This is a genomic window from Klebsiella sp. HC6, from assembly GCF_022605325.1.
GTDB classification, from domain to species: Bacteria; Pseudomonadota; Gammaproteobacteria; order Enterobacterales; family Enterobacteriaceae; genus Klebsiella; species Klebsiella terrigena.
Genome location: NZ_CP093276.1, coordinates 269298 through 294179 on the forward strand (window position 1 = coordinate 269298; position 24882 = coordinate 294179).

Genomic DNA, 24882 nt, shown 5'->3' on the forward strand with positions numbered 1-24882 from the left:
AATAGGTTCCGCCGATGACTGCGATTACTCCGGGACGATCCAGCTAACCGTTGCGTGGCCGATGCCGGTTGGCACCAGCTTTTTGTGCAGCCACGGCAGGACGTTGTTCATCTGCTGTTCCAGCTTCCACGGCGGGTTGATAACGATCATCCCCGACGCGGTCATGCCGCGCTGGTCGCTGTCCGGGCGCACGGCAAGCTCAATCTGCATGATTTTACGAATGCCGGTTGCTTCTAACTCTTTGATCATGCGCTTAATCTGCGCACGAAGGACCACCGGATACCACAGCGCATAGGTGCCGGTCGCGAAGCGCTTGTAGCCTTCGTGAATGCCGGTCACCACCGCCTGGTAATCGCTTTTAATTTCGTACGGCGGGTCAATCAGAATCAGGCCGCGACGGGAGGCGGGCGGCAGCTTAGCCTTCAGCTGCTGATAACCATCGGACTTTTCCACGCGCGCGCGCTCGTCTTTCTGGAATTCTGAGCGCAGCAGCGGGAAATCGCTCGGGTGCAGCTCGGTCAGCTGCAGGCTGTCCTGCTCGCGCAGCAGCTGGCGGGCAACCAGCGGGGAGCCGGGATAGTAGCGCAGCTGGCCGCTACGGTTGAAGTGCTGAACTACGGAGATATAGGGCTCCAGCTCGGCCGGCAGGTCATCCTGCTGCCAGATGCGGGCGATGCCTTCCAGGTACTCACCGGTACGCTCGGCGTGCTCGCTGCTCAGATGGTAGCGACCTGCGCCGGCGTGGGTGTCCAGATAGAGAAACGGCTTCTCTTTCTCTTTCAGCGATTCAATGATCAGACTCTGAACGGTGTGTTTGAGGACGTCGGCGTGGTTGCCTGCGTGAAAGCTGTGGCGATAACTGAGCATGGATGCAGAGATTCCGGGAATTAAACAAGATAACCGATAGTTTACCGCAGATCCGTGCGGATTACCGCTGTAGCGCCGTGCTGTTTCAATTGTGGCAAAAGCGTTGCAAAACATAACGGTGTCATAAAAACGTCAAACGGTCGCGCTAGCGTCGCGTGCAGGCAAGGTAATCGTTTGAATAAAAGGAAAAATAATGAAACTGCAAATCACACTTCTGACGTCGGCGCTGATCCTGGCGCTGCCGGCGCTGGCCAAAGACGTCCCGCTTAATCAGGCGGCGGCGATCGCCGCCAGCGTCACCCCTGCGGCCGCCAGTCCGGCGTTTGACGCGCTGGAAAGCCAGACGCTGGCGGCGCTACGCCAGGCGCTGAAGGGGGATGCCGCAACCCTCACCCGCGGCCAGCTGGAGCACGCTAAGCAGAATAAAACCCAGGCGGATAAAGCCTGGCTTAAGGCCAGCGGCTACGATTTTCAGGCTAAAGCGAACCAGCAGGCGGGGATTGAGCTGCTCTCGGCGTTCAGCAAGCTCCCGGATTCGGTGGTGAAAGATAATCTCGCCACCGTCACCGCCATTAACCGCGATGCCACCCAGGCTACCCGCCACCAGGCGTTGGCCGATGCCGAGGGGATAAGCTATCTCTACTTCCTCAGCGATGCGATGGGGCCCCGGCTGGGCAAGGCGTTCCTTGCGGCCTACGACAAAGGCGAGCTGGGTAAAGCGGCGGCGCTGATTAAGGCCAGCGAAGTCAGCACCGGCGCGGCGAAAAAGCACTTCAATAACCCGCGTCCGTTCCTGATTCAGGGCAACACTATCCACCTGGTGCCCGATGACGTGGTGGTGAAGGATAACCAGCCCTATTCCGCCGACGAGGGATCTTTCCCCAGCGGGCACACCAATACGGGCTATACCGATGCCCTGCTGATGGCCGAGATGATCCCGGAGCGCTTCGATGCGCTGGTGACCCGCGGCGCGCGCTACGGCTACTCGCGGATCGTGCTTGGCGTGCACTATCCGCTGGACGTGATGGGCTCGCGGATGGTGGCGCAGCGTAACGTCGCCCACTATCTGAACGATGCAAAATATCGCGCGCTGTTTAACGAAGCGCGCGACCAGCTGCGAGCCGCGCTGGAGAAAGAGTGCGGCACTTCGCTTGCCGAATGCGCGAAAAGCGCCGGCAAGGACGATCCGTACCGCGACCCGGCCATGAACGCCTTTTATCGCTTCACCATGACCTACGATCTGCCGCAGCAGAAGGGCGAGAAGCCGGCCCTGAAGGTGCCGGAAGGGGCCGAGGTGCTGCTTGAGGCCGCCTTGCCGCACCTTTCCGCCGCGCAGCGTCGGGCGCTGATGGTGAAAAGCGCGCTACCGGCCGGCTATCCGCTGTCGGGAGAGACCGCCGACCAGCAGTTCTGGCAGCGCCTCAACCTGCCTGCCGCCTGGCAGATGGCGCAGAAGACGCATTAATCTCACCCAGCCCGGCGAAGCAGCGCGCCCGCCGGGATTTTGCTCAACGGCCGGGCTTATTGCAGCAATACCCGGCTCTGCGCATCGCACGACATTGAAATTCACCCAACTATCCCCCATTCTAGATCTCATGCTAAAGCGCCGGAACGCGCGCTTCATTTCCCCTTTTCAACAGGACTGCGCATATGACCAATCCATTACTGACGCCTTTTTCGTTGCCGCCTTTTTCTGCAATCAAGCCGGAGCATGTGGTGCCTGCGGTCACCAAAGCGCTGGACGATTGCCGGGCAGCGGTAGAGAGCGTCGTGGCGCAGGGCGCGCCCTATAGCTGGGAGACGCTGTGCCAGCCGCTGGCGGAAGTCGACGACGTGCTGGGGCGTATTTTTTCTCCCGTCAGCCATCTGAACTCGGTAAAAAATAGCCCGGAGCTGCGTGAAGCCTACGAACAAACCCTGCCGCTGCTGTCGGAATACAGCACCTGGGTGGGCCAGAACGAAGGCCTGTACCAGGCGTATCGCGACCTGCGCGACGGCGACCACTACGCCACCCTCAACACCGCCCAGAAAAAGGCGGTGGATAACGCGCTGCGTGATTTTGAACTTTCCGGTATTGGCCTCGCAAAAGAGCAGCAGAAGCGCTACGGCGAAATTGCCGCACGCCTCTCCGAGCTGGGCAACCAGTACAGCAACAACGTGCTCGACGCTACCATGGGCTGGAGCAAGCTGGTCACCGACGAAGCCGAGCTGTCCGGGATGCCAGAAAGCGCGCTGGCCGCGGCTCAGGCCCAGGCGCAGGCCAAAGAGCAGGAAGGCTATCTGCTGACTCTTGATATCCCGAGCTACCTGCCGGTGATGACCTACTGCGACAACCAGGCGCTGCGCGAAGAGCTCTATCGCGCCTACTCCACCCGCGCTTCTGACCAGGGGCCGAACGCCGGCAAATGGGACAACAGCCCGGTGATGGCCGAGATCCTCGCCCTGCGCCACGAGCTGGCGCAGCTGCTGGGCTTTGACAGCTACGCGTCAAAATCGCTGTCGACCAAAATGGCGGAAAATCCGCAGCAGGTGCTCGACTTCCTGACCGACCTGGCGAAACGCGCCCGTCCGCAGGGGGAGAAAGAGCTGGCCCAGCTGCGCGCCTTCGCCAAAGCGGAGTTTGGCGTTGAGGAGCTGCAGCCGTGGGATATCGCTTACTACAGCGAAAAACAGAAGCAGCATCTCTACAGCATCAGCGATGAGCAGCTGCGCCCCTATTTCCCGGAGAACAGAGCCGTTAACGGCCTGTTCGAAGTGGTTAAGCGCATTTACGGCATCAGTGCCAAAGAGCGTACCGATATCGACGTCTGGCACCCGGAAGTGCGCTTCTTCGAGCTGTATGATGATAAAGGCGAGCTGCGCGGCAGCTTCTATCTCGATCTCTACGCCCGCGAGCACAAGCGCGGCGGCGCGTGGATGGACGACTGCGTCGGCCAGATGCGCAAGCTGGACGGTTCGCTGCAGAAACCGGTGGCCTACCTGACCTGCAACTTTAACCGTCCGGTTAGCGGCAAGCCGGCGCTGTTCACCCATGATGAAGTGATCACCCTGTTCCACGAATTCGGCCACGGCCTGCACCACATGCTGACCCGCATCGATACCCCGGGCGTGTCCGGCATCAGCGGCGTGCCGTGGGATGCGGTTGAGCTGCCGAGCCAGTTCATGGAGAACTGGTGCTGGGAGCCGGAGGCGCTGGCGTTTATCTCCGGCCACTACGAGACCGGCGAACCGCTGCCGCAGGCGCTGCTGGAAAAAATGCTCGCCGCGAAGAATTACCAGGCCGCGCTGTTTATTCTGCGTCAGCTGGAGTTCGGCCTGTTCGACTTCCGCCTGCATGCGGAGTATCAGCCGGAGCAAGGGGCGAAAATCCTCGAGACGCTGGCGGAGATCAAAAAGCAGGTCGCCGTGGTGCCTGGCCCGTCGTGGGGCCGCTTCCCGCACGCCTTCAGCCACATTTTTGCCGGCGGCTACGCGGCGGGCTACTACAGCTACCTGTGGGCCGACGTGCTGGCGGCGGATGCCTTCTCCCGCTTTGAGGAAGAGGGGATTTTCAACCGCGAAACCGGCCAGTCGTTCCTCGATAACATCCTGAGCCGCGGCGGTTCTGAAGAGCCGATGATCCTCTTCAAACGCTTCCGCGGCCGCGAGCCGCAGCTGGACGCGATGCTGGATCACTACGGGATTAAGGGCTAATTTACCCGCCATACTTCAGGCTGCCTCTGCGGCAACTGCACTCACTCACCCCGGGAACGTACGCTGCGTTCGTTGCCGGGGATTTGTTCCCTTGTTGTCCTGAGGCAACGCGAATTATTTAGGGTAAAGCGGAAGTGAAAATCTGCTTAATTGATGAAACGGGCGCCGGAGACGGCGCCTTATCCGTTCTGGCCGCCCGCTGGGGGCTGGAGCATGACGAAGACAACCTGATGGCGCTGGCGATGACGCCGGAGCATCTGGAATTGCGCAAGCGCGACGAGCCGAAGCTTGGCGGCATCTTTGTAGATTTTGTCGGCGGGGCGATGGCCCATCGGCGCAGGTTCGGCGGCGGACGCGGCGAGGCGGTGGCCAAAGCGGTGGGCGTCAAGGGCGACTATCTGCCGGACGTGGTGGACGCCACGGCGGGGCTGGGGCGTGACGCGTTTGTGCTCGCCAGCGTAGGCTGCCGCGTGCGGATGCTGGAGCGTAACCCGGTGGTGGCGGCGCTGCTTGATAATGGCCTTGCCCGCGGCTATGCCGACCCGGAAATTGGCCCGTGGCTGCAGCAGCGCCTGCAGCTTATTCACGCTTCGAGCCTGACGGCGCTGGGCGATATTACCCCGCGACCGCAGGTGGTCTATCTCGACCCGATGTTCCCGCACAAGCAGAAAAGCGCGCTGGTGAAAAAAGAGATGCGCGTCTTTCAGTCGCTGGTGGGACCGGATTTAGACGCCGACGGCCTGCTCGAGCCGGCGCGCCTGCTGGCGACCAAACGGGTGGTGGTCAAACGCCCTGACTACGCGCCGCCGCTGGCGGATGTTGCCACGCCGAACGCGGTGGTTACCAAAGGCCATCGGTTTGATATTTACGCCGGCACGGCGGAATAGCCTCTTCTCGCAGAACACCCCGCACGATACGCCTTATCCGGACTACGTAGCCCGGATAAGCATCGCGCGGCCTGGGCGCGGTTAGACGAACGGCGCCAGCGGATCGGCAATCTCAAAGGCGATGGCTCTGTCGGCCTTCGGAGGATAGATAAGCTCGCTGGTTATCGCGATCTTCACCTTTTTCGCCTCTTCTCGCGTCAGCTTCACCTGCTGGTCCCAGCCTTCGGTATAGACCGCGCCCCAGGCGCCGAGGTCCAGACAGGTGACGTAGTTTTCCTGGCGATAAGGTAGCGGCGCCACTTCCAGCAGGCTGGCCGCCGCGTTGTTGCCGGCAAATTTGCCCAGCAGAATTGCGTGCTGGCAGGTCATCAGCGCGTGGTTGCCCTTGTCATCGGTGGCGGCGTAGGCCACGTCCCCGGTGGCGTAGATCTCATCATGACCCATCACCTGAAGATCGCCGTTGACGTGCAGGCGGCCCTGGCGATCGCGCGGGGCGTCAATCTGCGCCGTCAGGTCGTTGGCCTGTACGCCGACGGTCCAGATAACGGTCTGCGACGCGATAGTCTGCCCGTCTTTCAGCGTCACGCCGGACGCGTCAATGCTTTCAATCTCCGCGTTCACCAGCCACTCAACGCCGAGCTCTGCGGAGGCCTGAACGATAACCTCGCGCAGCGCGTCGCTGTAGCGCGAGCCCGGCTGCGGGCCGCGTTCAACTACGACTACTCTGGTCTTAGCATTTGAGCCCAGGATGGCCCGCAGCTTGCCCGGAAGCTCCATCGCCATCTCGATGCCGGTAAAGCCGCCGCCGCAGACGACGACCGTATTGCGCGCCACGCTATCCGCGGCGTGGGCCAGGGATTTGAGATGGTTTTCCAGAACGGTGGCGCTTTCCAGCTGGTCGAGGTCGAAGGCGTGAGCCTCGGCGCCGGCGACCTGGGTACGGTTAACGCGGCTGCCGCTGGCGAGAATCAGCCGGTCGTAGCCCGCGCGCTGCGCGTTGCCGGAGGCGTCTATCCACGCCACTTCTTTGGTGGCGGGAACGATGCGCTCAACGCTCCCGCGCAGGAAGCTGACGCCGGTGGCGTCAAATAATGGCTGTAGCGGGGCGACCAGCGTCGGCACATCGTCCTCATAGAAACGTGGACGCACCCGCAGCTCGGGCTGCGGGGCAATTACCGTGATTTCCACGGTCTCGTCGCGGTGCTTATCCGCCAGGCGTGCGGCGCTGAGCGCCGCCCACATTCCGGAAAAGCCCGCGCCGACGATCAGGATTTTTTTAGCCATTATGGTTTCACTCACTGTTTGCTACGATGTATTTACTCGGATTTTATTTGTCGTAGTTATAAAGTGCAACGTGATTTGTGCTGTTGTCAGGATTAAAAGCGGGGTTTTGATTGTATGCATATGATAAATATTGAAATAATTATTTATCCTGCCGCTTGATACGGCATCTGTCTGGTATGGGTGAGATGAAAAAGCTACAATAACTCAGATTTGTTTTGGCTGAGATAAGAGAATGGCGTTCTACAGTTCTGGCGTTGAGTACGGCATCCATAGTTTGATGTGCATGGTGGACAGCAAAGGCGACGCGCGCGATATGAGCGTGCGGGAAATCGCCGAGCTGCAAAGCGTGCCCTACGACTACCTGGCCAAAATATTTACCCGCCTCTCCCGGGCAGGGCTGGTGCGCAGCATGGAGGGCAAGGGCGGCGGCTTTCAGCTGGCGAAGCCCGCCGAACACATCACGGTGCTGGACGTGGTCAATGCCATTGATGGCGATAAGCGTATTTTCGAGTGTCGTGAAATTCGCCAGCGGCTGGCGGTATTTGACGAGCAGCCGCCGGAGTGGGCCTGTGAAGGCATTTGTGGCGTGCGCTCGGTAATGGACATGGCCCAGCAGCGCATGGAAGAGGCGCTCGGGCAGCATACGATTTTGGACCTCGCCCGTAAGATGTACCGCAAAGCGCCGGATGAGTTTGTGATTGAAGTGCAGGAGTGGATTGACGCTCGTAAGGGTTAACCTCAGCCAGCCGTCGCTGGCCGAGGTCTGAGCCGACGCTATTTGCCGTCGGCAGGGGTATTAATCATACGGTTGAGCCACGGCACCAGAATCGCCATCACTATCGCTACCGCCAGGGTCACCAGGCCAATTTTGCCGAACACGTCGGTGTAGATCGGCAGGGTCTGCAGCGGGTCGGTGATATTTTCCGGCACCGCGGTGAAGGTCGCCACGTATCCCCCCATCAGGAAGGCTGCCGCCTGCGTCAGGAACCACATTCCGAGGATAAAACCCATCAGCTGCTGGGGAACCAGCGCGGCGACCATCGCCAGGCCGAGCGCGCTAATCAGCAGCTCGCCGAGGCTCTGGAACAGATAGACCAGCACGATAAACCACGGCGAGGTGAGCCCCTGAGCGTCGGCAAACCAGATGCCGGCGGCGGCGGCGGTCAGGAAGCCCAGCGAACATAAAAACATCCCAAGGGTAAACTTCATCGGCATGGTCAGGTCCCGACCTTTGTTGCCGAGGCGGGTGTAGATTGCCGCCAGTACCGGGCTGGCGACCACTACCCAGAACGGATTCAGCGCCTGGAAGCTGACCGGGTTAATGGTGATGCCAAGGATCTGGTGGTGCACGTTGTTGATGGCAAAAAAGTTGAGCGACGTGGGCATTTGCGCATACAGGATGTAGAACAGCACCGCTTCCAGCATCAGGATAAAGGCGACAAACATCCTGTTGCGGCCGGTTTTATCGAGCTTGAAGGCCTCGCGAAAGAAGAAAATAATCACCACGACAGAGAGGACGATCAGCACCAGGTTGGCGATTTTCACGTTATGCATGAGCCAGGCGCAGAGGAAAATCATCGCTACCGTACCGACCAGCACATACAGCAGGTTGCGCAGCACCAGCGGCCGATGGTCGGGCTCCGAACCGATATCTTTGACCATCCCGCGGCAGGCGAAGTAGACCAGCAGAGCGATAATCAGCCCCGCCCCGCACAGGTTGTAGGTGACGGCATAGCCGAACTTCTCGGCAATCACCGGCGCCAGCGATAGCGACAGCAGGGAGCCGATGTTAATCGACATGTAAAACAGGGTGAACGCCCCGTCGAGGCGGGCGTCGTCCGGGGGATAGCACTTTGACAGCAGGCTGGCGGGGTTGGCCTTAAACAGCCCGTTGCCGACGGCGATGGTGCCCAGAGCGATAAAAATGAGATCGGGTTTCAGGAGCGACAGCCCGGTCATGAAATAGCCGAGCGCCAGCACAATCGCCCCCAGCACCAGCGTCCGTTTGGTGCCCAGCAGGTGGTCGCCGACGTAGCCGCCGATGGAGATCAGGCCGTAGACCAGCGCCGCAAATGCGCCGAAGGTAATGAACGCCTGTTCCTGAGAGAATCCGAGCTGTTTAACAAAGAAAACCGCCAGGATGCCCTGGACGCCGTAATAGCCAAATCGCTCCCATAACTCTACAAAAAAGATCATGAAGAACGGCCGCGGTTGCTGCAGCAGGCCCGTAGGTGCAGTTGTTTTCATATTCCTTCGCCTTTTAGTGCTATCCCAAAAAAGTATGAACGCGTATGCCAGAACGCGCTGAAAAAGTATGATGGCGCGCTATACTGCGGCCATTGGCTTAATGATTAGATTATTATATAGATGTTTTTTCTTATAATTGGTTGATCACACTAACTGATATTAAATATGTGGCTTGATATCCTGCTAGTTGATCCCGGCGGGCGATAACGATCCGTTCGGGATAGTCGGGATAATAGCGGGCGGGGGATGGCGGCGCGGACGGGTAAAGAAACGCCCGCATAAGCGGGCGCAGACAGGCTAATGCTGAGAAAGGCGAAAGCGTTATTCGTCTTCTTCGTCGCGCAGCGGGACAATCAGCATATCGACATGTACGGTGTTGATCAGCTGGCGTGCGGAGGACATCAGCTTGCTCCAGAAGTCCTGATGGTGGCCGCAGACGACCAGATCCATATCGTATTTTTTAATCGCATCAACCAGCACCTGGCCGAGATCGCCGCTGCCGCTCAGGGTTTCCGTAATCGGATAGCCCGCGTTGCCGGAGAGTTCGCTCAGCGCGTGGTGGGTCTCTTCAGAAATGCGTTTCTGCATGTCGCCCAGATTGACGTCGATAAGACCGGTGTAGAGGTCGGAGTAATTCACATCGACGTGGATCAGGGAAACCTTGGCATTGTAGGGACGTGCCATAGAAACGGCTTTCTCTACCAGCACTTTGCTTTCCGGGGAGAGGTCTACTGCAATAAGAATATGTTTGTAAGCCATAGTGTTACTCCTTCCATAAGTTGTCGATGACCGTTGGACCAGACAGCTAGCGCTGCCGCTTCGCCCGCGTCCTGCGTGCTAATTCGCGGGGGTTCAGTCCGTTAAGGACTTAATTGTAGAAGATATTTCTACCTTATAGCGCCCCTCGCGCGCCGTCAATGCGCCTGGTTCACCAAATAGTTAAACAAATATATCCGTCTTATGTATTGATAACGATTAACCTTGTGGTAAAAAAATTAACTGATCTCCTACACTATTTAATGAGCCGATCGAATAAATAAACGTGATTGGTATCGCACTCTTCTATTGTATGGGTCGGGTATTGGGGAGCGCTAGCCCCGGAGACGTCTCCGAGGGCGGGTCGCCGGGGAGGATGTATGATCAGCACGATTGCGCTGTTTTGGGCCCTGTGTATCGTTTGTGTGGTGAATATGGCACGCTACTTCTCATCATTGCGTGCGTTATTGGTAGTGCTACGTGGTTGCGATCCCTTGCTGTATCAATATGTTGATGGCGGAGGGTTTTTTACCTCTCACGGCCAGCCGGGTAAACAGATGAGGCTGGTCTGGTATATCTACGGCCAGCGCTACCGCGATCATCATGACGACGAGTTTATTCGCCGCTGTGAACGGGTGCGGCGGCAGTTTATTTTGACCAGCGCGCTGTGTGGCCTGGTGGTGGTGAGTATGATTGCGCTGCTTATCTGGCACTAGCGCAAAAAAAAACGGGCCAGTTTCCTGACCCGTTATATCACTGCCGTTAGCCGCTTAGATAAGCTTCAGCGCTATCCAGTACAGCCCGCCTGACAGCAGAATCGCCGCCGGGAGGGTGAGAACCCACGCCATCAGAATACTGGTGACGGTTTTTCTCTGCAGTCCGCCGCCGTCAACGAGCATCGTCCCTGCAACCGAGGAGGAGAGCACGTGGGTGGTGGAAACCGGCATCCCGGTATAGCTCGCCAGACCAATCGATACGGCTGCGGTCATCTGGGCCGACATACCCTGTGCGTAGGTCATGCCTTTCTTACCGATCTTCTCGCCGATAGTGGTCGCCACGCGGCGCCAGCCGATCATGGTGCCGATACCCAACGCCAGAGCAACCGCCATAATGATCCAGATTGGCGCGTACTCGATGGTGCTCAGCATATCGGTTTTAAGCTTCTTCAGCAGACGCTTGTCATCGCCATTCACTTCCGGCAGCTTCGCGACTTTGTCGGTGGTGTCGGAAATACACAGCATAATGCGGCGCATCTGGCTGCGCTGATCGAGAGTGAGCGCGTCGTAGCTTTCGATTCCGGTAAGCATCGTTTTCACGCGGCTAAGCGCGTTGACGGTGTTCGCCGGATGGCAGTGGAACTCGCCCGCGGCGACCGCACCGGCTTCCGGTGACGGAATCAGCTGGTCAACGCCGGTCGCTTTCTTCAGCAGCTCAGGACGCTGTTCGAAGAAGGTTTCCACGTTATTGACCGCATCGCGGGTACGGGTGATTTCGTAGCCGGAGGCGTTCATGTTAACCACGAACCCTGCCGGCGCTACGCCGATAAGCACCAGCATGACGAGGCCAATGCCCTTCTGACCGTCGTTCGCGCCGTGCGAGAATGACACGCCGATGGCTGACAGAATCAGCGCAATGCGGGTCCAGAACGGCGGTTTTTTCTTCCCGTCTTTCTTTTCACGTTCAGCAGGCGTCAGGTGGATACGGGCGCGTTTCTTGGTATTGCTCCAGTAGCGGCGCAGAATGAAAATCAGGCCGCCAGCCACCACCAGGCCCACGATAGGCGAGACGATCAGCGAGGCGAAAATACCGATGACTTTCGGGATATTCAGCGCGTCAACCACCGAGGTGCCGGTCATCAACGCATTGGTTAAACCAATCCCGATGATGGCGCCGATCAGCGTATGCGAACTGGAGGCCGGAAGACCGAAGTACCAGGTTCCGAGGTTCCAGATAATCGCCGCCAGCAGCATGGAGAACACCATAGCGAGGCCATGTGCAGAACCCATGTTAAGCAGCAGGTCGGTCGGCAACATATGCACAATGGCATAAGCTACGCTAAGACCACCTAACAGAACGCCGAAAAAGTTGAAGAGAGCCGCCATCGCCACAGCAAGCTGCGACCGCATTGCGCGTGTGTAGATCACAGTTGCAACAGCGTTTGCGGTATCATGAAAACCGTTAATCGCTTCGTAAAACAGCACGAAAGCTAAAGCAAGCAATAGTAATAGCCCGGTATGTAAATCCAGACCGGCAAATAAATGTAGCATAGGACGTTACGCCATTTTGAGGACATGAACGCGGCGCATTATCAGTGACTTTAGCGGCGCGGGCAAAGTGAAATATAGACTTTTTTTGATTTCCCTGCTCTTCAGGTACGACGCGCTTGGGAGTAATCCTATATATTTCAATGATGTAAATAAATACTTAATTTTTCGCGCTGGTGCGACCAGCGTGAAATATTTACAATTCCCGACAATCGGGACATGAGGAAAGCAGTGTGGAAAGGTTTGATGCCATTGTAATCGGCGCCGGAGCGGCGGGAATGTTTTGTGCAGCACAGGCGGGCCAGGCGGGGCTGCGCGTGCTGCTGCTGGATAATGGTAAAAAACCGGGCCGTAAAATCCTGATGTCCGGCGGCGGGCGCTGCAATTTTACCAATATGTATATCGAGCCGGCGGCCTATCTCAGCCAAAACCCGCATTTTTGCAAGTCGGCGCTGGCGCGCTACACCCAGTGGGATTTTATCGAGCTGGTGGGTAAACACGGCATCGCCTGGCATGAGAAGACGCTCGGCCAGCTGTTCTGCGACGACTCTGCCGAACAGGTGGTCAACCTGCTGCTGGCCGAATGTGAAAAGGGCGGCGTGCAGCTCCGCCTGCGCACGGAGATCCTGAGCGTCGAGCGCGACGACGCGGGCTTCACCCTGCAGCTTAACGGCGAAACGGTGGCGGCGAACAGGCTGGTGGTCGCCTCCGGCGGCCTGTCGATGCCGGGCCTTGGCGCGTCGCCGTTCGGCTACAAGCTGGCCGAACAGTTTGGCCTGACGGTGCTGCCGACCCGCGCCGGGCTGGTGCCTTTTACCCTGCATAAACCGCTGCTCGAACAGCTGCAGGTGCTCTCCGGCGTGTCGGTGCCGTCGACCATTACCGCCGAGGACGGCACGGTTTTCCGCGAGAATCTGCTGTTTACCCATCGCGGGCTCTCCGGCCCGGCGGTGCTGCAAATTTCCAGCTACTGGCAGGCGGGAGAATTCGTCAGCATCAACCTGCTGCCGGACTGCAGCCTCGACGACTTCCTCAACCAGCAGCGGGCAGAGCATCCGAATCAAAGCCTGAAAAATACCCTCTCCATGCAGCTGCCGAAGCGTCTGGTCGAGTGCCTGCAGCAGCTGGGGCAGATCCCGGACGTCACGCTGAAGCAGCTCAACCTCCGCGAGCAGGAGGCGCTGGTGGAGACGCTGACCGCCTGGCGCGTGCAGCCCAACGGCACCGAGGGCTATCGGACGGCGGAGGTGACCCTCGGCGGCGTGGATACCAACGAACTCTCCTCCCGCACGATGGAAGCACGGAAAGTGCCCGGGCTCTATTTTATCGGCGAAGTGATGGACGTCACCGGCTGGCTCGGCGGCTATAACTTCCAGTGGGCGTGGGCCTCCGCCTGGGCCTGCGCGCAGGCGCTGGCCCAGAAGTAGGGCGCTACTCCCCGGCGGCAGAAGGCGGCGTAAACAGCGCCTGCCAGGCGCGCGCCGCCCCGTTAATCTCCTCTTTGCGGCTGACCCGGATCAGGTTGGCGCAGAGCTCCGGGGCATCCAGCGGGCGATAGACGATGCCCGGAATGCCGACCTGCACCACCGGCTCGGGGACCAGCGCCACCCCCAGCCCGGCGCCAGCCATCGCCAGCACGCTCAGCGTCCCCGAGGCGCGCGAGACGAGGTGATTTTCCCTGCCGCCGAGCGCCTGCAGCGTTGACGCCAGCCGCGCGTCCGCATCGTGGCTGGCGTAGAGGATCAGCGCTTCGTCCGCCAGCATCTCAACGGTCAGCCGCGGGTGAGCGGCCAGCGGGCTCTCTTCATTCATCGCCACGAACCGCTGCCAGCTGCCGACCGCCTCCCGGCGCAGCGCCGGGTGGTTTGCACCCTGAAAATCCGGCAGATAGCCAATATCCAGCTGGTCATGCAGAATGGCTTCGATTTGCTGATGCGGCTCCAGCTCCTGCACCCTGAGCTCCGCCTGCGGATAGCGCTGGTGGAAGAGCCGCATATCGGCAATCAGCCGCCCGCTGAGCACCGCGTTACCGGCAAAGCCGACCCGCACCTGGCCCATCTCCCCTTTGAGCGACCGTTCGACCATTAAGCGACTATGCTCAGTCTGGGCGAGGATATTTTGCGCCTGAACCTGCAGCAGCTTCCCGGCTTCGGTAAGCGTCACCCGCCGGCTGGAGCGGATAAATAGCGCGCCTCCCAGCTCGTTTTCGAGATCTTTAATCTGCTTGCTCAGCGCGGGCTGCACGATGTGCAGGCGCTCGGCGGCGCGGCCGAAATGGCTCTCCTCGGCAACGGCCAAAAAGTAGCGCAGGTGGCGTAGTTCCATAGGGACCCTCATTCATCACTTAAAGTGATTGATCGATGAAATCTGTATATTTGAGTTTATTGGATCGCGGGCACAAACTACACCCGGTTCACTAATCGGAGAGACCAACATGCATAGCCAACTGCAGGACCGCCAGCAGCTTAACGACCTGATGACCGGCTGGATCCATCGCGACCTGAGCGAATGGGATAAATTACGCGAGCTGTTTCACCCGGACGGAACGATAGAAATTACCTGGTTTGAAGGGCTGGCCAGCGATTTTATCGATGGCTCGATGCGCATGGGCGCCTCTGAGCTGCGGACCCGGCACCTGATTAGCTCCCCGGTCGTGCAGTTCAGCGACGACGGCAGCCGCGCGATCCTCGAAACCTGCGCCATGATTATTGCGGAAAATACCCGGCTGAATATCGGCTGCGAGTGCCACAACCGTTTTTACGATATGGCGGAAAAGCGCGATGGCGTGTGGCGGCTATTCCACCGGCAGAGTATCTACGATATGGGGACCTTTACCTTCCCGCTGGGGCCGACTGAGATTGATTCGGCGCTGGCGGCAAAGTACCCGCGCGAATACGCCGCGCTGGGCTATCTGCTTGAGCAGAGCGGTTTTCCGGTACAGCGGGTTTTTGCCACCCGAGGCAGCGACCAGGAGCGGGAGATGAAGGCCGCAGGCATGCGCTGGCTCTCGGCATAGCGCGGGCAAAGCGGGCCGCCGGGTGAGCCGGCGGGCCCGTACGCCGTCAGTTCAGACCAAGAAAGTACTGGGCGATTTTGAAGTAGATGATCAGGCCGGTGCCGTCGATCAGGGTGGCGATAAACGGCGCGGAGACTACCGCCGGGTCGATACCGACGCGCTTGAGCACCATCGGGATCACCGACGATACCAGCGCGCTCCACAGCGTAATGCACACCAGCGTCAGGCTGACGATCAGGGTGATTTCCATCCCGATGCCCATCATCCAGGCGCGCAGGCATCCCGCCAGCCCGAGCGTGAGGGCGATCAGCAGCGACGTCGAGACCTCTTTGCGGATAACCCGTCCCATATCGCGCAGCCGCACTTCGCCCAGCGCCATGGAGCGCACCAGCGTGGAGGTGATCTGCGTGCCGCTGTTGCCGCCGGTGCCGATCAGCAGCGGGATAAAGAAGGCCAGCGCAATGGCCGACTCCAGCGCCTCTTCAAAGTGCTGTATCACGCTGCTGGTGTAGGCTTCGGCGACGAACAGCAGCAGCAGCCAGACCGAACGCTTCTTCCACAGCGTCCACGGGCTTATCTCCAGATAGGGCTTCTCCAGCGGCAGCGTGGCGCCCTGCAGATGCGCGTCTTCGGTGACCTCATCTTCCAGCAGATGGGCGATCTCCTTCTCCATCAGGCAGCCCACCAGCTCGCCTTTTTCGACCACCGGTACCAGGTTGAGCCCGCGTTCGCCCAGTTCGGCCACCACCTGCTGGCGCTCATCATCGGGCTTTACGCGGAACAGGCAGCTGTCCATTAAGTAGCGAATGGGCTGAGTGGCATCGCTCTCCTGCAGCAGTTTTTTAATCGACAGGCTGCCGCGCAGCTTCCTGCCGGCGACGACGAAAACCTGGCCTGGGATATCGTCGCTGGTGAGCTGCGAGACAAAGCGCTCCCGCGCTTCATGAACGCTAAGCTGCTCCGGCAGCGTAATAAAGTCGGTACGCATGTACTGGGCGATCGCATCGCCGTCGAAGGCGGCGTTAGCCGGATGGGTGGCGCAGTGTTGGATGGATGACATGGTGTAATTCCCTATAAAAAATCACTCATAGGGGCGAACAAGACAGGATGACCACAGGCAGATTGCGGGCAGATCCCTACGTCCTGGTTTTAGCACTGCACAACGTATCCGTCCGGCACGAATGCCGTCAGAAGTTACCTTGGCAACACCTTGATTCGATGGATGCCTGTATTTCCCTGAGTGGTCTCTCTCGATACCAGCAGGGCGGTAACTTATATTTGTGCAGGAGCCTCGCCATAACGAGATCGTTAAATGAGGCGCCATTATTCACGAAAAGAGATAGTTAACCGGGTTGATAATTCAACATGTTTATCAACTGTTGATAAACGGCGGCGGTTTTGTTTACCGATCCGCCGTTGCGTTCCCGCCGAGCGTGAGACTAGGGGTGGGCGTGCTCCTCCTCCGCGGTCAGGCAGTGCAAATGCCCGTGGCGCACGCCGCGCTGGGCAATCACCTCATCAGCGAAGTGCTGCACTTCGCCCATTTCCCCTTTCAGTACCGCAATCTCGAGGCAGTCATCGTGGCTGATGTGCACGTGCAGCGTGGCGACGGAGAGATCGTGGTGATGGTGCTGGGTGGCAATCAGCCGGCTCGCCAGCTCGCGCTTCTCGTGTTCGTACACGTAGGAGAGCACCGCGTAGCCGCGCTGTTCGCTCTTTTGCGCATGTTCATGCATCAGGGTATTGCGCAAAATATCGCGCACCGCTTCCGAGCGGTTGTTATAGCCCCGCTGTTCGCTGAGTGCATCAAGGGTGGCGAGAAGCTCATCATCAAGGGTCAGGGTTACGCGCTGCATGGCCGTTTCTCTTTGGTCAGGGAGGCTGGAAAAGCGGGAAGTACCGCGCGCTGTAGCGCCCGACCCGCCGTGGACTGAAGACGCAGCGGTGAGCTTATCTCCGTCGTTTCAACAATTTGCCCGCTCTCCATCACCATCACCCGCTGGCAAAAGCGTTCGACCAGCCGCAGGTCGTGGGTGATAAACAGGCAGGCGGTAGAAAACTGTACCTGCAGACGCTTGAGTAAGGCAACGATCTCCGCCTGCAGGACGAGATCCAGATTCGACACTGCCTCATCAAGGATCAGCAGCTGCGGCCGCACCACCAGCGCCCGGGCCAGGCACACGCGCTGGAGCTGGCCGCCGCTGAGCTGCAGCGGGCGCTTGTGGAGCAGGTCAGCGCAGAGATCGACCGCCTGCAGCATCGCCTTCACCTGCGCCGTGCGCTCATCGCGGGAGTAGCGGAACAGGTGGCGCAGCGGTTCGCTGATAATCTCCAGCACCGTGTTACGCGGATTCACCGCGCTCAGCGGGTCCTGAAAAACCAGCTGGATATCGCGGCGAAAGGTGCGCAGAGCCTCGCCCTTCAGGGCCGTGAGCGGCGTATCGCGCCAGGCGATAACGCCGCAATCGGGTGATTCCAGCCCCACCAGCATGCGTGCGAGGGTGCTTTTGCCGCAGCCGCTGCGCCCGAGCAGGGCCACCGTCTCCCCCGGCGCGATGCTGAGGTCGATCTGCTGCAGCACCGCCGGGTGATGCGGGTAATCGTGGCTGACGCCAGCGACGTTAAGTAAATTCACGCTCTGCTCTCCATTCCATACAGCGCCAGGTGCGCCGCCAGCAGCCGCCGGCTGACCGGATGCTGCGGGGCGCTGAACAGGGTTGCCACATCGCAGCGCTCGACGATACGACCGCCATCCATCACCGCGACCTCGTGCGCCAGCCGCGCCACCACGCCCATATCGTGGGTGATCAGCAGCAGGCCCTGGCCGCGGGTGGTGACGATCTCCTCCAGCAGGTCAAGAATGCGCGCCTGGGCGACGGCATCGAGGTCGGTGGTGGGCTCATCGGCAAAGATAAACGGCGCCTCGCTCAGCACGGCCAGGGCAATCATCATCCGCTGCAGCATGCCGCCGCTCATCTCGAAGGGATAGCGCCTGAGCAGCCGGGCGGGGTTCTCCAGCCCCACCGCCTCCAGCGCGGCGATAAATGAGGACTCATCCAGCGGCCGGCCGACGGCGCGGCAGGTTTCCCGGGCGTGAGCCGCCATGGTGTGCAGCGGGTTAAAGGCGCTGCGAGGATTCTGCATAATGGTGGCGACGGTGCCTCCGCGCAGCTGCCTGCCGTGGACCGGCATGCCGTCGAGCAGGATGCGCCCGGCGCTTTGTCGGACGCCGGGCGGCAGAACCTCAAGGGCCGCGGCGCAGGTCAGCGATTTCCCGCAGCCGCTGCTGCCGAGCAGCGCCAGCACCTGGCCGCGGCGCAGCGTCAGCGACAGATCGTGGACCAGAGGTTGCCCGGCGTGGAGGGTGAACTGCTCGAGCTCAATCTTCTGTGGCATCAGTGGCTATGCTCCGCGATCAGGTGAGGATCGAGACGATCGCGCAGCGCGTCGCCCACCAGGTTAAAGGCCATCACGCTGATAAACAGCGCCAGGCCCGGCCACAGCATCTGCAGCGGCTGGGTCCAGATGTACTGGCGCGCGTCGTTAATCATCACTCCCCACTCCGCGGTCGGCGCGCTGACGCCGAGGCCAAGGAACGACATTCCGGCGACGTGCAGCATCATATGGCCGATATCAAGCGTGGCGAGCACCAGCAGCGACGGCACCACCGCTCCTGCCAGATGATCGACAAAGACGCGGATATGCCCCGCCCCGCAAAGCCGGGACGCGAGCACAAACTCGCGCTGGCGTAGCGAAATCGTCAGGCTGCGCACCATCCGCGCGTACCATGCCCAGTGCGACAGGGCGATGGCGATAATCACGTTAGTCAGCCCGGTACCCAGTACGCCGACCATGAAAAACGACAGGATTGAGGTCGGGAAGGTCATAAACATATCGGCAACCCGCATGGTGAGCTGGTCGACCCGGCCGCCCATTAGCCCGGCGCAGCCGCCGATGACCAGCCCCAGCGTCAGCACCAGCAGCAGGCAGGCCAGCACCGCGCCGAGAGAAACCCGCGTGGCGGCCAGCAGACGGGAAAGAATATCGCGTCCCAGATGGTCGGTACCCAGCCAGTGCCGGGCGTCCGGCGAGAGCAGGCGTGACGGTAAATCAACGGCCTGCGGGTCGTAGGGCAGCCACCACTGGGCGGTGAGGGCGATCAGCACCAGCAGGATAATGGCGATCAGCGCCAGGCGAACCGGCCAGCGGGCGGAAAGAAAAAGGTTCACTGGCGTACTCCTTCATGGCGGCGAATGCGCGGGTCCAGCGCGGCGTTGAGCAGGTCAACCGTCAGGTTGCAGAGCGCAAACACCACCACCATCACCAGCGTGAAGCACTGGATCACCGGGTAGTCGCGGTTAAAGATGGCCGACACCGCGTAGCGCCCGATGCCCGGCCAGGCAAAGATGTTTTCGATAATCATCGTGCCGCCAATCAGCTCGGCAATATGCATCCCGATAGCGGTCACCACGGGCAGCGAGGCGTTGCGTAGAATATGGCGGCGTTCGGTTTGCCTGTCGCTCAGCCCGCGCAGCCGCGCCCAGGTGACGTGGCGCTGGCCGGCAACCTCCAGCATGCTGGCGCGCAGCAGGCGGGCGTTAATGGCCAGCGACATCAGGGCTATCGACGCCGCGGGCAGAATAAGGTGCTGCCAGCCGCCGTAGCCCAGCGCCGGCAGCCACTGCAAGTAGACGGAAAAAAACATCACCAGCAGGAAGGCGAGCCAGAAGTTGGGCATCGAGACGCCGAGAAAAGCGATCGCCCGCACGATGAAATCCGCCGGGCGATCGCGATGGCGGGCGGCCCAAATCCCCAGCGGCACGGAGGTCAGCAGGATAATGACCAGCGCCGCGCCCGCCAGCTGCAGCGTGGCGGGCAGGAAGTGCATCACGTCGTCGATCACCGGTCGCTGGGTGGCGAAGGAGAGGCCAAAATCGAGATGCAGCGCCTTCCATAGCCAGCCGGCGTACTGGGTGACGAGCGATTGGTCAAGTCCGAGCATCGCGCGCGTGGAGGCCACCATCTCCGGCGTCGGAGGAAGATTTGATAAGCGCAGATAGTCCAGCGCCGGGTCGCCGGTGCCGAGACGCAGCATGAGAAAGATAATGACCGAGGCGGCGAAAATCATCGGTATCAGCAGCAGGATGCGCCGCAGTACGTAGCGTCGCATCAGGGCTGCTCCGGCTGGATCAGTTCGAACGGAATTTCAGCGGCAACCGGAGCGTAAGGGATTGTACCGAGCTCGGGTTTTGCCACCACCATCATCGAGACGTAGCTGATGGGCAGATAGACCGCATCGTTGTGCAGGCGGGTCAGGATATCGCGATACAGCGCCCGGCGCTGGGTTTCGTCGGTGGTCGTCAGCACCTTACCAATCTGCTGGTCGATAAGCGCCTTATCGGCTAATCCCAGCTGGGCCTGATAGTCGGCGTGAGAGGGGACGCGCATCGAGCTCATAAAGGCGTGCGGATCGTACGGCGCGCCCCAGGTGCGGTTAAAAATCATGCCGAAGCGCCCGTCGCGCTGGCGGGCATAAATACTGCTCTCTTCTTCGCCGTTCAGCACGACGTCGACGCCAGCCTGGCGCATATCGGCCTGCATAATTTCGGCCATGGATTTGCTCAGGGCGTCGGTGCCGATAAACGACATCTCGATGCGCAGCGGCTGGCCATTTTTCCGGCGGATCTGCTCGCCCGCGGGCTTCAGCCAGCCGGCCTTTTCCAGCAGGGCGTTAGCCCGCTGCGGATCGTAGCGGCGCGGGGTCAGGCCGATATTGGCATAGGGCACCGAAGGAGCGAACAGCGTTTCGGCGACCTGCTGGGTGCCGTACAGCGCGTTGTCGATCAGCGACTTTTTGTTGACCGCATAGTTGAGCGCTTCCCGCACCGCCAGCTCATTAGTGGGCGCTTTGGCAGAGTTAAGCGCCAGCATCACCGTTTCGACGGGCTGAGAAAGCTGGGTGCGCCAGGCAGGGTTGTGGCTGAAACGCGCGAAGGTATCCAGCGGCAGCAGGCCCTCGTTGCCGTAGAGCAGATCGATATCGCCGGTTTCAAAGGCGACGGCGCGGGTCATCGGGTCCGGGAGCACCTTCACGGTCACCTGGTCAATCGTCGGTTTTTCGCCCCAGTAGCGTGGGTTACGCACCAGCACGTCAAGCTGGTTGAGCTTCGTGGTTTTCAGCACCCACGGCCCGGTGCCGATGGGCGCCTTAACCCCGTGAACGGTGCCGCCGTCAACAAACTGTGACGGGGCGATAAAGCGGAACGGACGCGGCAGCGCCAGCTCCTGCAGAAAAGGGTAGTAGGCGCTTTTGAGGGTGATTTGCAGCCGGGTATCGCTTAGCGCCCTGACATCGCTAATCTGATTGGTCAGCTCCAGCCAGGCGTGGCGCTGCCTGTTCGCCAGCACCGCCTGAAAATTGGCTACCGCCGCCTGGGCGTTAAACGGCTCGCCGTTAGAGAACTGTACGTCACTGCGCAGGGTAAACAGCCAGACCTTGCCGTCTGCAGAGTGGCTCCAGCTGCTCGCCAGCCACGGCTTGACCGAGCCATCCTGCTGATATTTGACCAGCGGCTCGTAGACCATGCTTTGGGCAAACATCTGGTTGGGCGTATAGAGGTGGGGATTCAGGGGGCCGACGTTTACCGGCCAGGCGGTGACGACTTCGCGCGCGGCGGCGCCGGTGAGCAGAGGCAGACAGAGGCAAACCGCCGTCAGAAGGGGGCGGAAGAGGGTGCGGAGGATCGACAAGGCGTTAATCTCAGTGAGCAGAAAAGTATGATGATTTTAATAATTCATCATACTTTAGGAGTAACTCAGATCAATCAATGGCCCGATAGTATAAGAAAATCATATATAAGCGGCGCCGTCAGGGGCGCCTGAAGAGATCCAGCAGCGTGGCGAGCTGTTCATCAATGGGGGCGACGTCGCGCTTAACGATCAGGTGCAGCGGGGTCGCGCGTCGGGCGCCGTGGCTCAGCGGCAGCGGCTTCAGCTCCCCCTGCGCGAGCCGTTGGCGAATGCGCTCTTCGGGCAGCCAGCCGAAACCGACCTGATACAGCACGGCATCAATAGCGGCATCAATGGTGGAGAAGGTCCACGCGTCGCGGCCCGGCTGGCGCTCGTTGTGGCGATCGGCGATCTGCACCAGCGGCCAGCGGGCGAGGGCGCTATCGTCCAGCGGCCCGTCGAGGGCGGCCAGCGGGTGGTCCCGGTGGGCGACGGCGATAAAATCGATGTTCATCAGCCACTCGCCGCGGCCGGTAATGTCCTGGCGGCGGGTGAGCACCATCACGTCAGCCTCGCCGCGCGCCGCGCTCTCGTCGCCAACGTTTTCCAGCACCTCCGTCAGCCTGACCTGGGTTTGCGGGTAGCGCTGCTGGAACTGGCGCAGAATAGCAAACAGCCGCTGGCGAGGAAAAATGCTGTCGACCACCAGATCGAGCCTGCTGCGGGCGCCGTTGCGCAGCGCAATAGCATGATTTTCAACATAATAAAAAGCCTGCAGCAGCGGCTTAACCTGGGCGAGCAGCAGCTCGCCCGCCGGCGTTAATACCGCGCGGCGCCCGGATGGCGTCAGCAGCGTTACCCCCAGCCTCTCCTGCAGCAGGGCGAGGTTGTAGCTGACCGACGACTGGCTGCGATGGGTCTCCTCCGCGGCCCTGGCAAAGCTGCCCAGGGCGATAACCTTCTCCAGCAGAGCCCATTGTTCGAGCGTTGTCTTGTGCATAACTCATCTAAAAAGTGGATGGATTCAATCAAAACATAGCGTTATTCATTCATTTTTTAAAGCAGTACGCTGGGTTCCAACAACAGAGGAGCAAGCACAATGAACGCTTTCGACAAACACGATTTGAGCGGTTTTATCGGCAAACATCTGGTTTATACCTACGATAACGGGTGGAATTACGAAATTTACGTCAAAAACGGCCGCACCCTGGACTACCGTATCCATAGCGGGATCGTCGGCAACCGGTGGGTGAAAGATCAGCAGGCTTTTATCGTACGGGTGGGGGCCAGCATCTATAAAATCTCGTGGACCGAACCAACCGGGACCGACGTCAGCCTGATCGTTAATCTCGGCGACCGGCTATTTCACGGCACCATCTTCTTTCCGCGCTGGGTTATCAACGATCCGCAAAAAACCGTCTGCTTCCAGAACGAGCATATTCCGCTGATGGAGTCGTACCGTGCCGCCGGCCCGGCCTATCCGACGGAAGTGATTGACGAGTTTGCGACAATTACCTTTGTTCGCGACTGCGGCGCCGATAATGACGCTATTATTAATTGTCCTGCTAACCAATTACCTGCAGATTTTCCTGCAAACTTGTAATACTCCGGAAATAATTTTGTGATCTATGTAAGATTTCTCTCTTTAGTATCATAGAGTAAAATTTTATTTATTGTTTAACGGTTTAATGTTTGTTTACTTTACCGCCCCGTGCTCCTGGCCCGTTCTGAGTCAGGGGCCGAATTTCCCGCTTAAAACCGCCATCACAGTTAATAAACTTATTTATAAAACAACTGGTTGTATTGCCGATCGCCAACTATATTAATTTCTTAATATTATCCTAAGCAACCCCGTCTAAATTAAATAACGTCAAATACCCTGGAATGAAAATGTGGCATTGAAAGAATTTCATTTTCATTTTGTTTAAGTCCGCTGGCGCAGGATATTTTTTTCTACCGGCCTGAGTTTGTTCGGGCCATATACAGAGCAGGAAAATGATGAGCGAATTTTTGCCGTTTTCGCGCCCGTCAATGGGTGACGCAGAGCTGGCCGCGCTGCGTGAAGTTTTGCAATCAGGTTGGATCACGACCGGGCCGAAAAATCAGGCGCTGGAAGAGGCCTTCTGCACGCTGACCGGCAACCGTCACGCGGTGGCGGTCAGCTCGGCGACCGGCGGCATGCACGTCACGCTGATGGCGCTGGGCATCGGCGCCGGCGATGAGGTGATCACCCCTTCGCAGACCTGGGTCTCGACCCTGAACATGATCTGTCTGCTGGGTGCGACGCCGGTGATGATCGACGTCGATCGCGATAACCTGATGATTACCGCTGAGGCGGTTGAAGCGGCGATTACCCCCCGCACCAGGGCCATCGTTCCCGTGCATTACGCCGGCGCGCCGGCGGATATCGACGCGATTCGCGCCGTCGGCGAGCGTCACGGCATCGCGGTGATTGAAGATGCCGCCCACGCGGCGGGGACCTACTACAAGGGCCGTCACGTCGGCAGCCGCGGTACCGCAATCTTCTCATTCCACGCCATTAAAAATATGACCTGTGCCGAAGGCGGGCTGGTCGTCACCGATGACGACGAGCTGGCTGCGCGTATCCGTAGCCTCAAATTCCACGGCCTTGGCGTTGATGCCTACGACCGCCAGACCCTCGGCCGCGCTCCGCAGGCGGAGGTGATCTCCCCGGGCTTCAAGTACAACCTGGCCGATATCAACGCCGCGCTGGCGCTGGTGCAGCTGGATAAGCTGCCGCACGCCAACCGGCGTCGCGCCGACATTGCCCGCCGCTATCTGAGCGAGCTGGCGGATACCCCGTTCGCGCCGCTGCAGGTGCCGGGCTGGGAGCACCAGCACGCCTGGCACCTGTTTATTATTCGCGTCGATGAAGCCCTCTGCGGCATTAGTCGCGATGCCTTAATGGAGCAGCTGAAAGCCATGGGGATCGGCACCGGCCTGCATTTCCGCGCGGCGCATACGCAAAAATATTACCGCGAGCGCTTCCCGACGCTGTCATTGCCGAACACGGAATGGAACAGCGCGCGCATTTGTTCACTCCCGCTGTTCCCGGATATGACCGATGACGACGTCACCCGCGTTATCTCCGCTCTGCACCAGCTGTCAGGACGTTAAT

The 24882-nt window shown here is 59.8% G+C and carries 23 protein-coding genes and 1 riboswitch; of the genes, 9 read left to right on the forward strand and 14 right to left on the reverse strand.

The window, feature by feature from the left end:
- Positions 1-24: 24 nt before the first annotated feature.
- Positions 25-867, reverse strand: coding sequence for a 23S rRNA (adenine(2030)-N(6))-methyltransferase RlmJ (locus MMW58_RS01210; protein WP_133600110.1), 843 nt, complete (start codon positions 865-867; stop codon positions 25-27).
- A gap of 193 nt (positions 868-1060) precedes the next feature.
- Between MMW58_RS01210 and MMW58_RS01215 the strand changes: the two genes are divergently transcribed.
- From MMW58_RS01215 to rsmJ, 3 genes are all read left to right on the forward strand, one after another.
- Positions 1061-2332 (forward strand): acid phosphatase, encoded by a 1272-nt coding sequence (locus MMW58_RS01215; RefSeq protein WP_133600109.1) that lies wholly within the window; start codon positions 1061-1063, stop codon positions 2330-2332.
- 185 nt (positions 2333-2517) lie between these two features.
- Positions 2518-4560, forward strand: a complete 2043-nt coding sequence (gene prlC / locus MMW58_RS01220; RefSeq protein ID WP_159236560.1) for an oligopeptidase A — start codon at positions 2518-2520, stop codon at positions 4558-4560.
- 134 nt (positions 4561-4694) lie between these two features.
- Complete coding sequence (rsmJ, locus tag MMW58_RS01225) at positions 4695-5447, forward strand: 16S rRNA (guanine(1516)-N(2))-methyltransferase RsmJ (RefSeq protein WP_241722640.1); 753 nt, start codon at positions 4695-4697, stop codon at positions 5445-5447.
- Positions 5448-5528: 81 nt separating this feature from the next.
- On the opposite strand, the gene MMW58_RS01230 is transcribed toward rsmJ, so the two are convergent.
- Positions 5529-6731: an NAD(P)/FAD-dependent oxidoreductase gene (locus MMW58_RS01230; protein WP_241722641.1), complete on the reverse strand. Its 1203-nt coding sequence runs from the start codon at positions 6729-6731 to the stop codon at positions 5529-5531.
- A gap of 232 nt (positions 6732-6963) precedes the next feature.
- Between MMW58_RS01230 and MMW58_RS01235 the strand changes: the two genes are divergently transcribed.
- Positions 6964-7467, forward strand: coding sequence for an RrF2 family transcriptional regulator (locus MMW58_RS01235; RefSeq protein ID WP_045853952.1), 504 nt, complete (start codon positions 6964-6966; stop codon positions 7465-7467).
- Positions 7468-7505: 38 nt separating this feature from the next.
- On the opposite strand, the gene dtpB is transcribed toward MMW58_RS01235, so the two are convergent.
- Together dtpB and uspA are read right to left on the reverse strand one after the other, a co-directional pair.
- Complete coding sequence (gene dtpB / locus MMW58_RS01240) at positions 7506-8978, reverse strand: dipeptide/tripeptide permease DtpB (protein WP_159236558.1); 1473 nt, start codon at positions 8976-8978, stop codon at positions 7506-7508.
- A 321-nt stretch (positions 8979-9299) separates the two neighbouring features.
- Positions 9300-9737 (reverse strand): universal stress protein UspA, encoded by a 438-nt coding sequence (gene uspA, locus MMW58_RS01245; RefSeq protein ID WP_041143102.1) that lies wholly within the window; start codon positions 9735-9737, stop codon positions 9300-9302.
- Positions 9738-10114: 377 nt separating this feature from the next.
- Here uspA and uspB point away from each other — a divergent pair, with 377 nt between their 5' ends.
- Complete coding sequence (uspB, locus tag MMW58_RS01250; protein ID WP_045853954.1) at positions 10115-10450, forward strand: universal stress protein UspB; 336 nt, start codon at positions 10115-10117, stop codon at positions 10448-10450.
- Between the two features lie 54 nt (positions 10451-10504).
- On the opposite strand, the gene pitA is transcribed toward uspB, so the two are convergent.
- Positions 10505-12001: an inorganic phosphate transporter PitA gene (pitA, locus tag MMW58_RS01255; RefSeq protein WP_076946205.1), complete on the reverse strand. Its 1497-nt coding sequence runs from the start codon at positions 11999-12001 to the stop codon at positions 10505-10507.
- A gap of 230 nt (positions 12002-12231) precedes the next feature.
- Between pitA and MMW58_RS01260 the strand changes: the two genes are divergently transcribed.
- Entirely contained in the window at positions 12232-13425 is a 1194-nt protein-coding gene (locus MMW58_RS01260; protein WP_133600104.1) for a BaiN/RdsA family NAD(P)/FAD-dependent oxidoreductase, read from the forward strand.
- Between the two features lie 4 nt (positions 13426-13429).
- On the opposite strand, the gene MMW58_RS01265 is transcribed toward MMW58_RS01260, so the two are convergent.
- Entirely contained in the window at positions 13430-14323 is an 894-nt protein-coding gene (locus MMW58_RS01265) for a LysR substrate-binding domain-containing protein (protein ID WP_133600103.1), read from the reverse strand.
- 109 nt (positions 14324-14432) lie between these two features.
- Between MMW58_RS01265 and MMW58_RS01270 the strand changes: the two genes are divergently transcribed.
- A complete protein-coding gene (locus MMW58_RS01270; protein WP_133600102.1) occupies positions 14433-15014 on the forward strand; it encodes a nuclear transport factor 2 family protein in 582 nt (193 codons plus the stop codon).
- Between the two features lie 46 nt (positions 15015-15060).
- Here the strand turns inward: MMW58_RS01270 and MMW58_RS01275 are convergent, their stop codons facing one another.
- From MMW58_RS01275 to MMW58_RS01310, 8 genes are all read right to left on the reverse strand, one after another.
- The gene (locus MMW58_RS01275; RefSeq protein ID WP_241722642.1) at positions 15061-16074 is read right to left on the reverse strand and encodes a magnesium transporter; all 1014 of its coding nucleotides are present in this window, start codon (positions 16072-16074) and stop codon (positions 15061-15063) included.
- A 67-nt stretch (positions 16075-16141) separates the two neighbouring features.
- Positions 16142-16325, reverse strand: a riboswitch (M-box (ykoK) riboswitch).
- 128 nt (positions 16326-16453) lie between these two features.
- Positions 16454-16870, reverse strand: a complete 417-nt coding sequence (gene nikR, locus MMW58_RS01280; RefSeq protein ID WP_128876965.1) for a nickel-responsive transcriptional regulator NikR — start codon at positions 16868-16870, stop codon at positions 16454-16456.
- Positions 16858-17649 (reverse strand): nickel import ATP-binding protein NikE, encoded by a 792-nt coding sequence (gene nikE / locus MMW58_RS01285; RefSeq protein ID WP_133600100.1) that lies wholly within the window; start codon positions 17647-17649, stop codon positions 16858-16860. The genes nikR and nikE overlap by 13 nt, the downstream gene beginning before the upstream one ends.
- Complete coding sequence (gene nikD, locus MMW58_RS01290) at positions 17646-18410, reverse strand: nickel import ATP-binding protein NikD (RefSeq protein WP_095102873.1); 765 nt, start codon at positions 18408-18410, stop codon at positions 17646-17648. The genes nikE and nikD overlap by 4 nt, the downstream gene beginning before the upstream one ends.
- Positions 18410-19243 (reverse strand): nickel ABC transporter permease subunit NikC, encoded by an 834-nt coding sequence (gene nikC / locus MMW58_RS01295; RefSeq protein WP_095102875.1) that lies wholly within the window; start codon positions 19241-19243, stop codon positions 18410-18412. The genes nikD and nikC overlap by 1 nt, the downstream gene beginning before the upstream one ends.
- Positions 19240-20184 (reverse strand): nickel ABC transporter permease subunit NikB, encoded by a 945-nt coding sequence (gene nikB / locus MMW58_RS01300; RefSeq protein WP_241722643.1) that lies wholly within the window; start codon positions 20182-20184, stop codon positions 19240-19242. Before nikB ends, nikC begins: the two co-directional genes overlap by 4 nt.
- Positions 20184-21758, reverse strand: a complete 1575-nt coding sequence (gene nikA / locus MMW58_RS01305; protein ID WP_371823005.1) for a nickel ABC transporter substrate-binding protein — start codon at positions 21756-21758, stop codon at positions 20184-20186. Before nikA ends, nikB begins: the two co-directional genes overlap by 1 nt.
- 124 nt (positions 21759-21882) lie before the next feature.
- A complete protein-coding gene (locus tag MMW58_RS01310; protein WP_241722644.1) occupies positions 21883-22743 on the reverse strand; it encodes a LysR family transcriptional regulator in 861 nt (286 codons plus the stop codon).
- Positions 22744-22842: 99 nt separating this feature from the next.
- Between MMW58_RS01310 and MMW58_RS01315 the strand changes: the two genes are divergently transcribed.
- Both MMW58_RS01315 and arnB read left to right on the forward strand, forming a co-directional pair.
- On the forward strand, positions 22843-23346 hold the full coding sequence (locus MMW58_RS01315; protein ID WP_095102878.1) for a phenolic acid decarboxylase: 504 nt from the start codon (positions 22843-22845) through the stop codon (positions 23344-23346).
- A gap of 395 nt (positions 23347-23741) precedes the next feature.
- Positions 23742-24881 (forward strand): UDP-4-amino-4-deoxy-L-arabinose aminotransferase, encoded by a 1140-nt coding sequence (arnB, locus tag MMW58_RS01320; RefSeq protein ID WP_159236550.1) that lies wholly within the window; start codon positions 23742-23744, stop codon positions 24879-24881.
- Position 24882 lies beyond the last annotated feature (1 nt).

Excerpts from the sequence above, each read along its gene's own strand:
- MMW58_RS01315 (WP_095102878.1), top strand. The coding sequence starts at position 22,843 with ATGAACGCTTTCGACAAACACGATTTGAGCGGTTTTATCGGCAAACAT.
- MMW58_RS01210 (WP_133600110.1), bottom strand. The coding sequence starts at position 867 with ATGCTCAGTTATCGCCACAGCTTTCACGCAGGCAACCACGCCGACGTC.
- MMW58_RS01275 (WP_241722642.1), bottom strand. The coding sequence starts at position 16,074 with ATGTCATCCATCCAACACTGCGCCACCCATCCGGCTAACGCCGCCTTC.
- MMW58_RS01265 (WP_133600103.1), bottom strand. The coding sequence starts at position 14,323 with ATGGAACTACGCCACCTGCGCTACTTTTTGGCCGTTGCCGAGGAGAGC.
- MMW58_RS01235 (WP_045853952.1), top strand. The coding sequence starts at position 6,964 with ATGGCGTTCTACAGTTCTGGCGTTGAGTACGGCATCCATAGTTTGATG.
- prlC (WP_159236560.1), top strand. The coding sequence starts at position 2,518 with ATGACCAATCCATTACTGACGCCTTTTTCGTTGCCGCCTTTTTCTGCA.
- arnB (WP_159236550.1), top strand. The coding sequence starts at position 23,742 with ATGAGCGAATTTTTGCCGTTTTCGCGCCCGTCAATGGGTGACGCAGAG.
- MMW58_RS01310 (WP_241722644.1), bottom strand. The coding sequence starts at position 22,743 with ATGCACAAGACAACGCTCGAACAATGGGCTCTGCTGGAGAAGGTTATC.
- dtpB (WP_159236558.1), bottom strand. The coding sequence starts at position 8,978 with ATGAAAACAACTGCACCTACGGGCCTGCTGCAGCAACCGCGGCCGTTC.
- uspB (WP_045853954.1), top strand. The coding sequence starts at position 10,115 with ATGATCAGCACGATTGCGCTGTTTTGGGCCCTGTGTATCGTTTGTGTG.
- nikR (WP_128876965.1), bottom strand. The coding sequence starts at position 16,870 with ATGCAGCGCGTAACCCTGACCCTTGATGATGAGCTTCTCGCCACCCTT.
- nikB (WP_241722643.1), bottom strand. The coding sequence starts at position 20,184 with ATGCGACGCTACGTACTGCGGCGCATCCTGCTGCTGATACCGATGATT.
- uspA (WP_041143102.1), bottom strand. The coding sequence starts at position 9,737 with ATGGCTTACAAACATATTCTTATTGCAGTAGACCTCTCCCCGGAAAGC.
- MMW58_RS01215 (WP_133600109.1), top strand. The coding sequence starts at position 1,061 with ATGAAACTGCAAATCACACTTCTGACGTCGGCGCTGATCCTGGCGCTG.
- nikD (WP_095102873.1), bottom strand. The coding sequence starts at position 18,410 with ATGCCACAGAAGATTGAGCTCGAGCAGTTCACCCTCCACGCCGGGCAA.
- MMW58_RS01230 (WP_241722641.1), bottom strand. The coding sequence starts at position 6,731 with ATGGCTAAAAAAATCCTGATCGTCGGCGCGGGCTTTTCCGGAATGTGG.
- pitA (WP_076946205.1), bottom strand. The coding sequence starts at position 12,001 with ATGCTACATTTATTTGCCGGTCTGGATTTACATACCGGGCTATTACTA.
- MMW58_RS01270 (WP_133600102.1), top strand. The coding sequence starts at position 14,433 with ATGCATAGCCAACTGCAGGACCGCCAGCAGCTTAACGACCTGATGACC.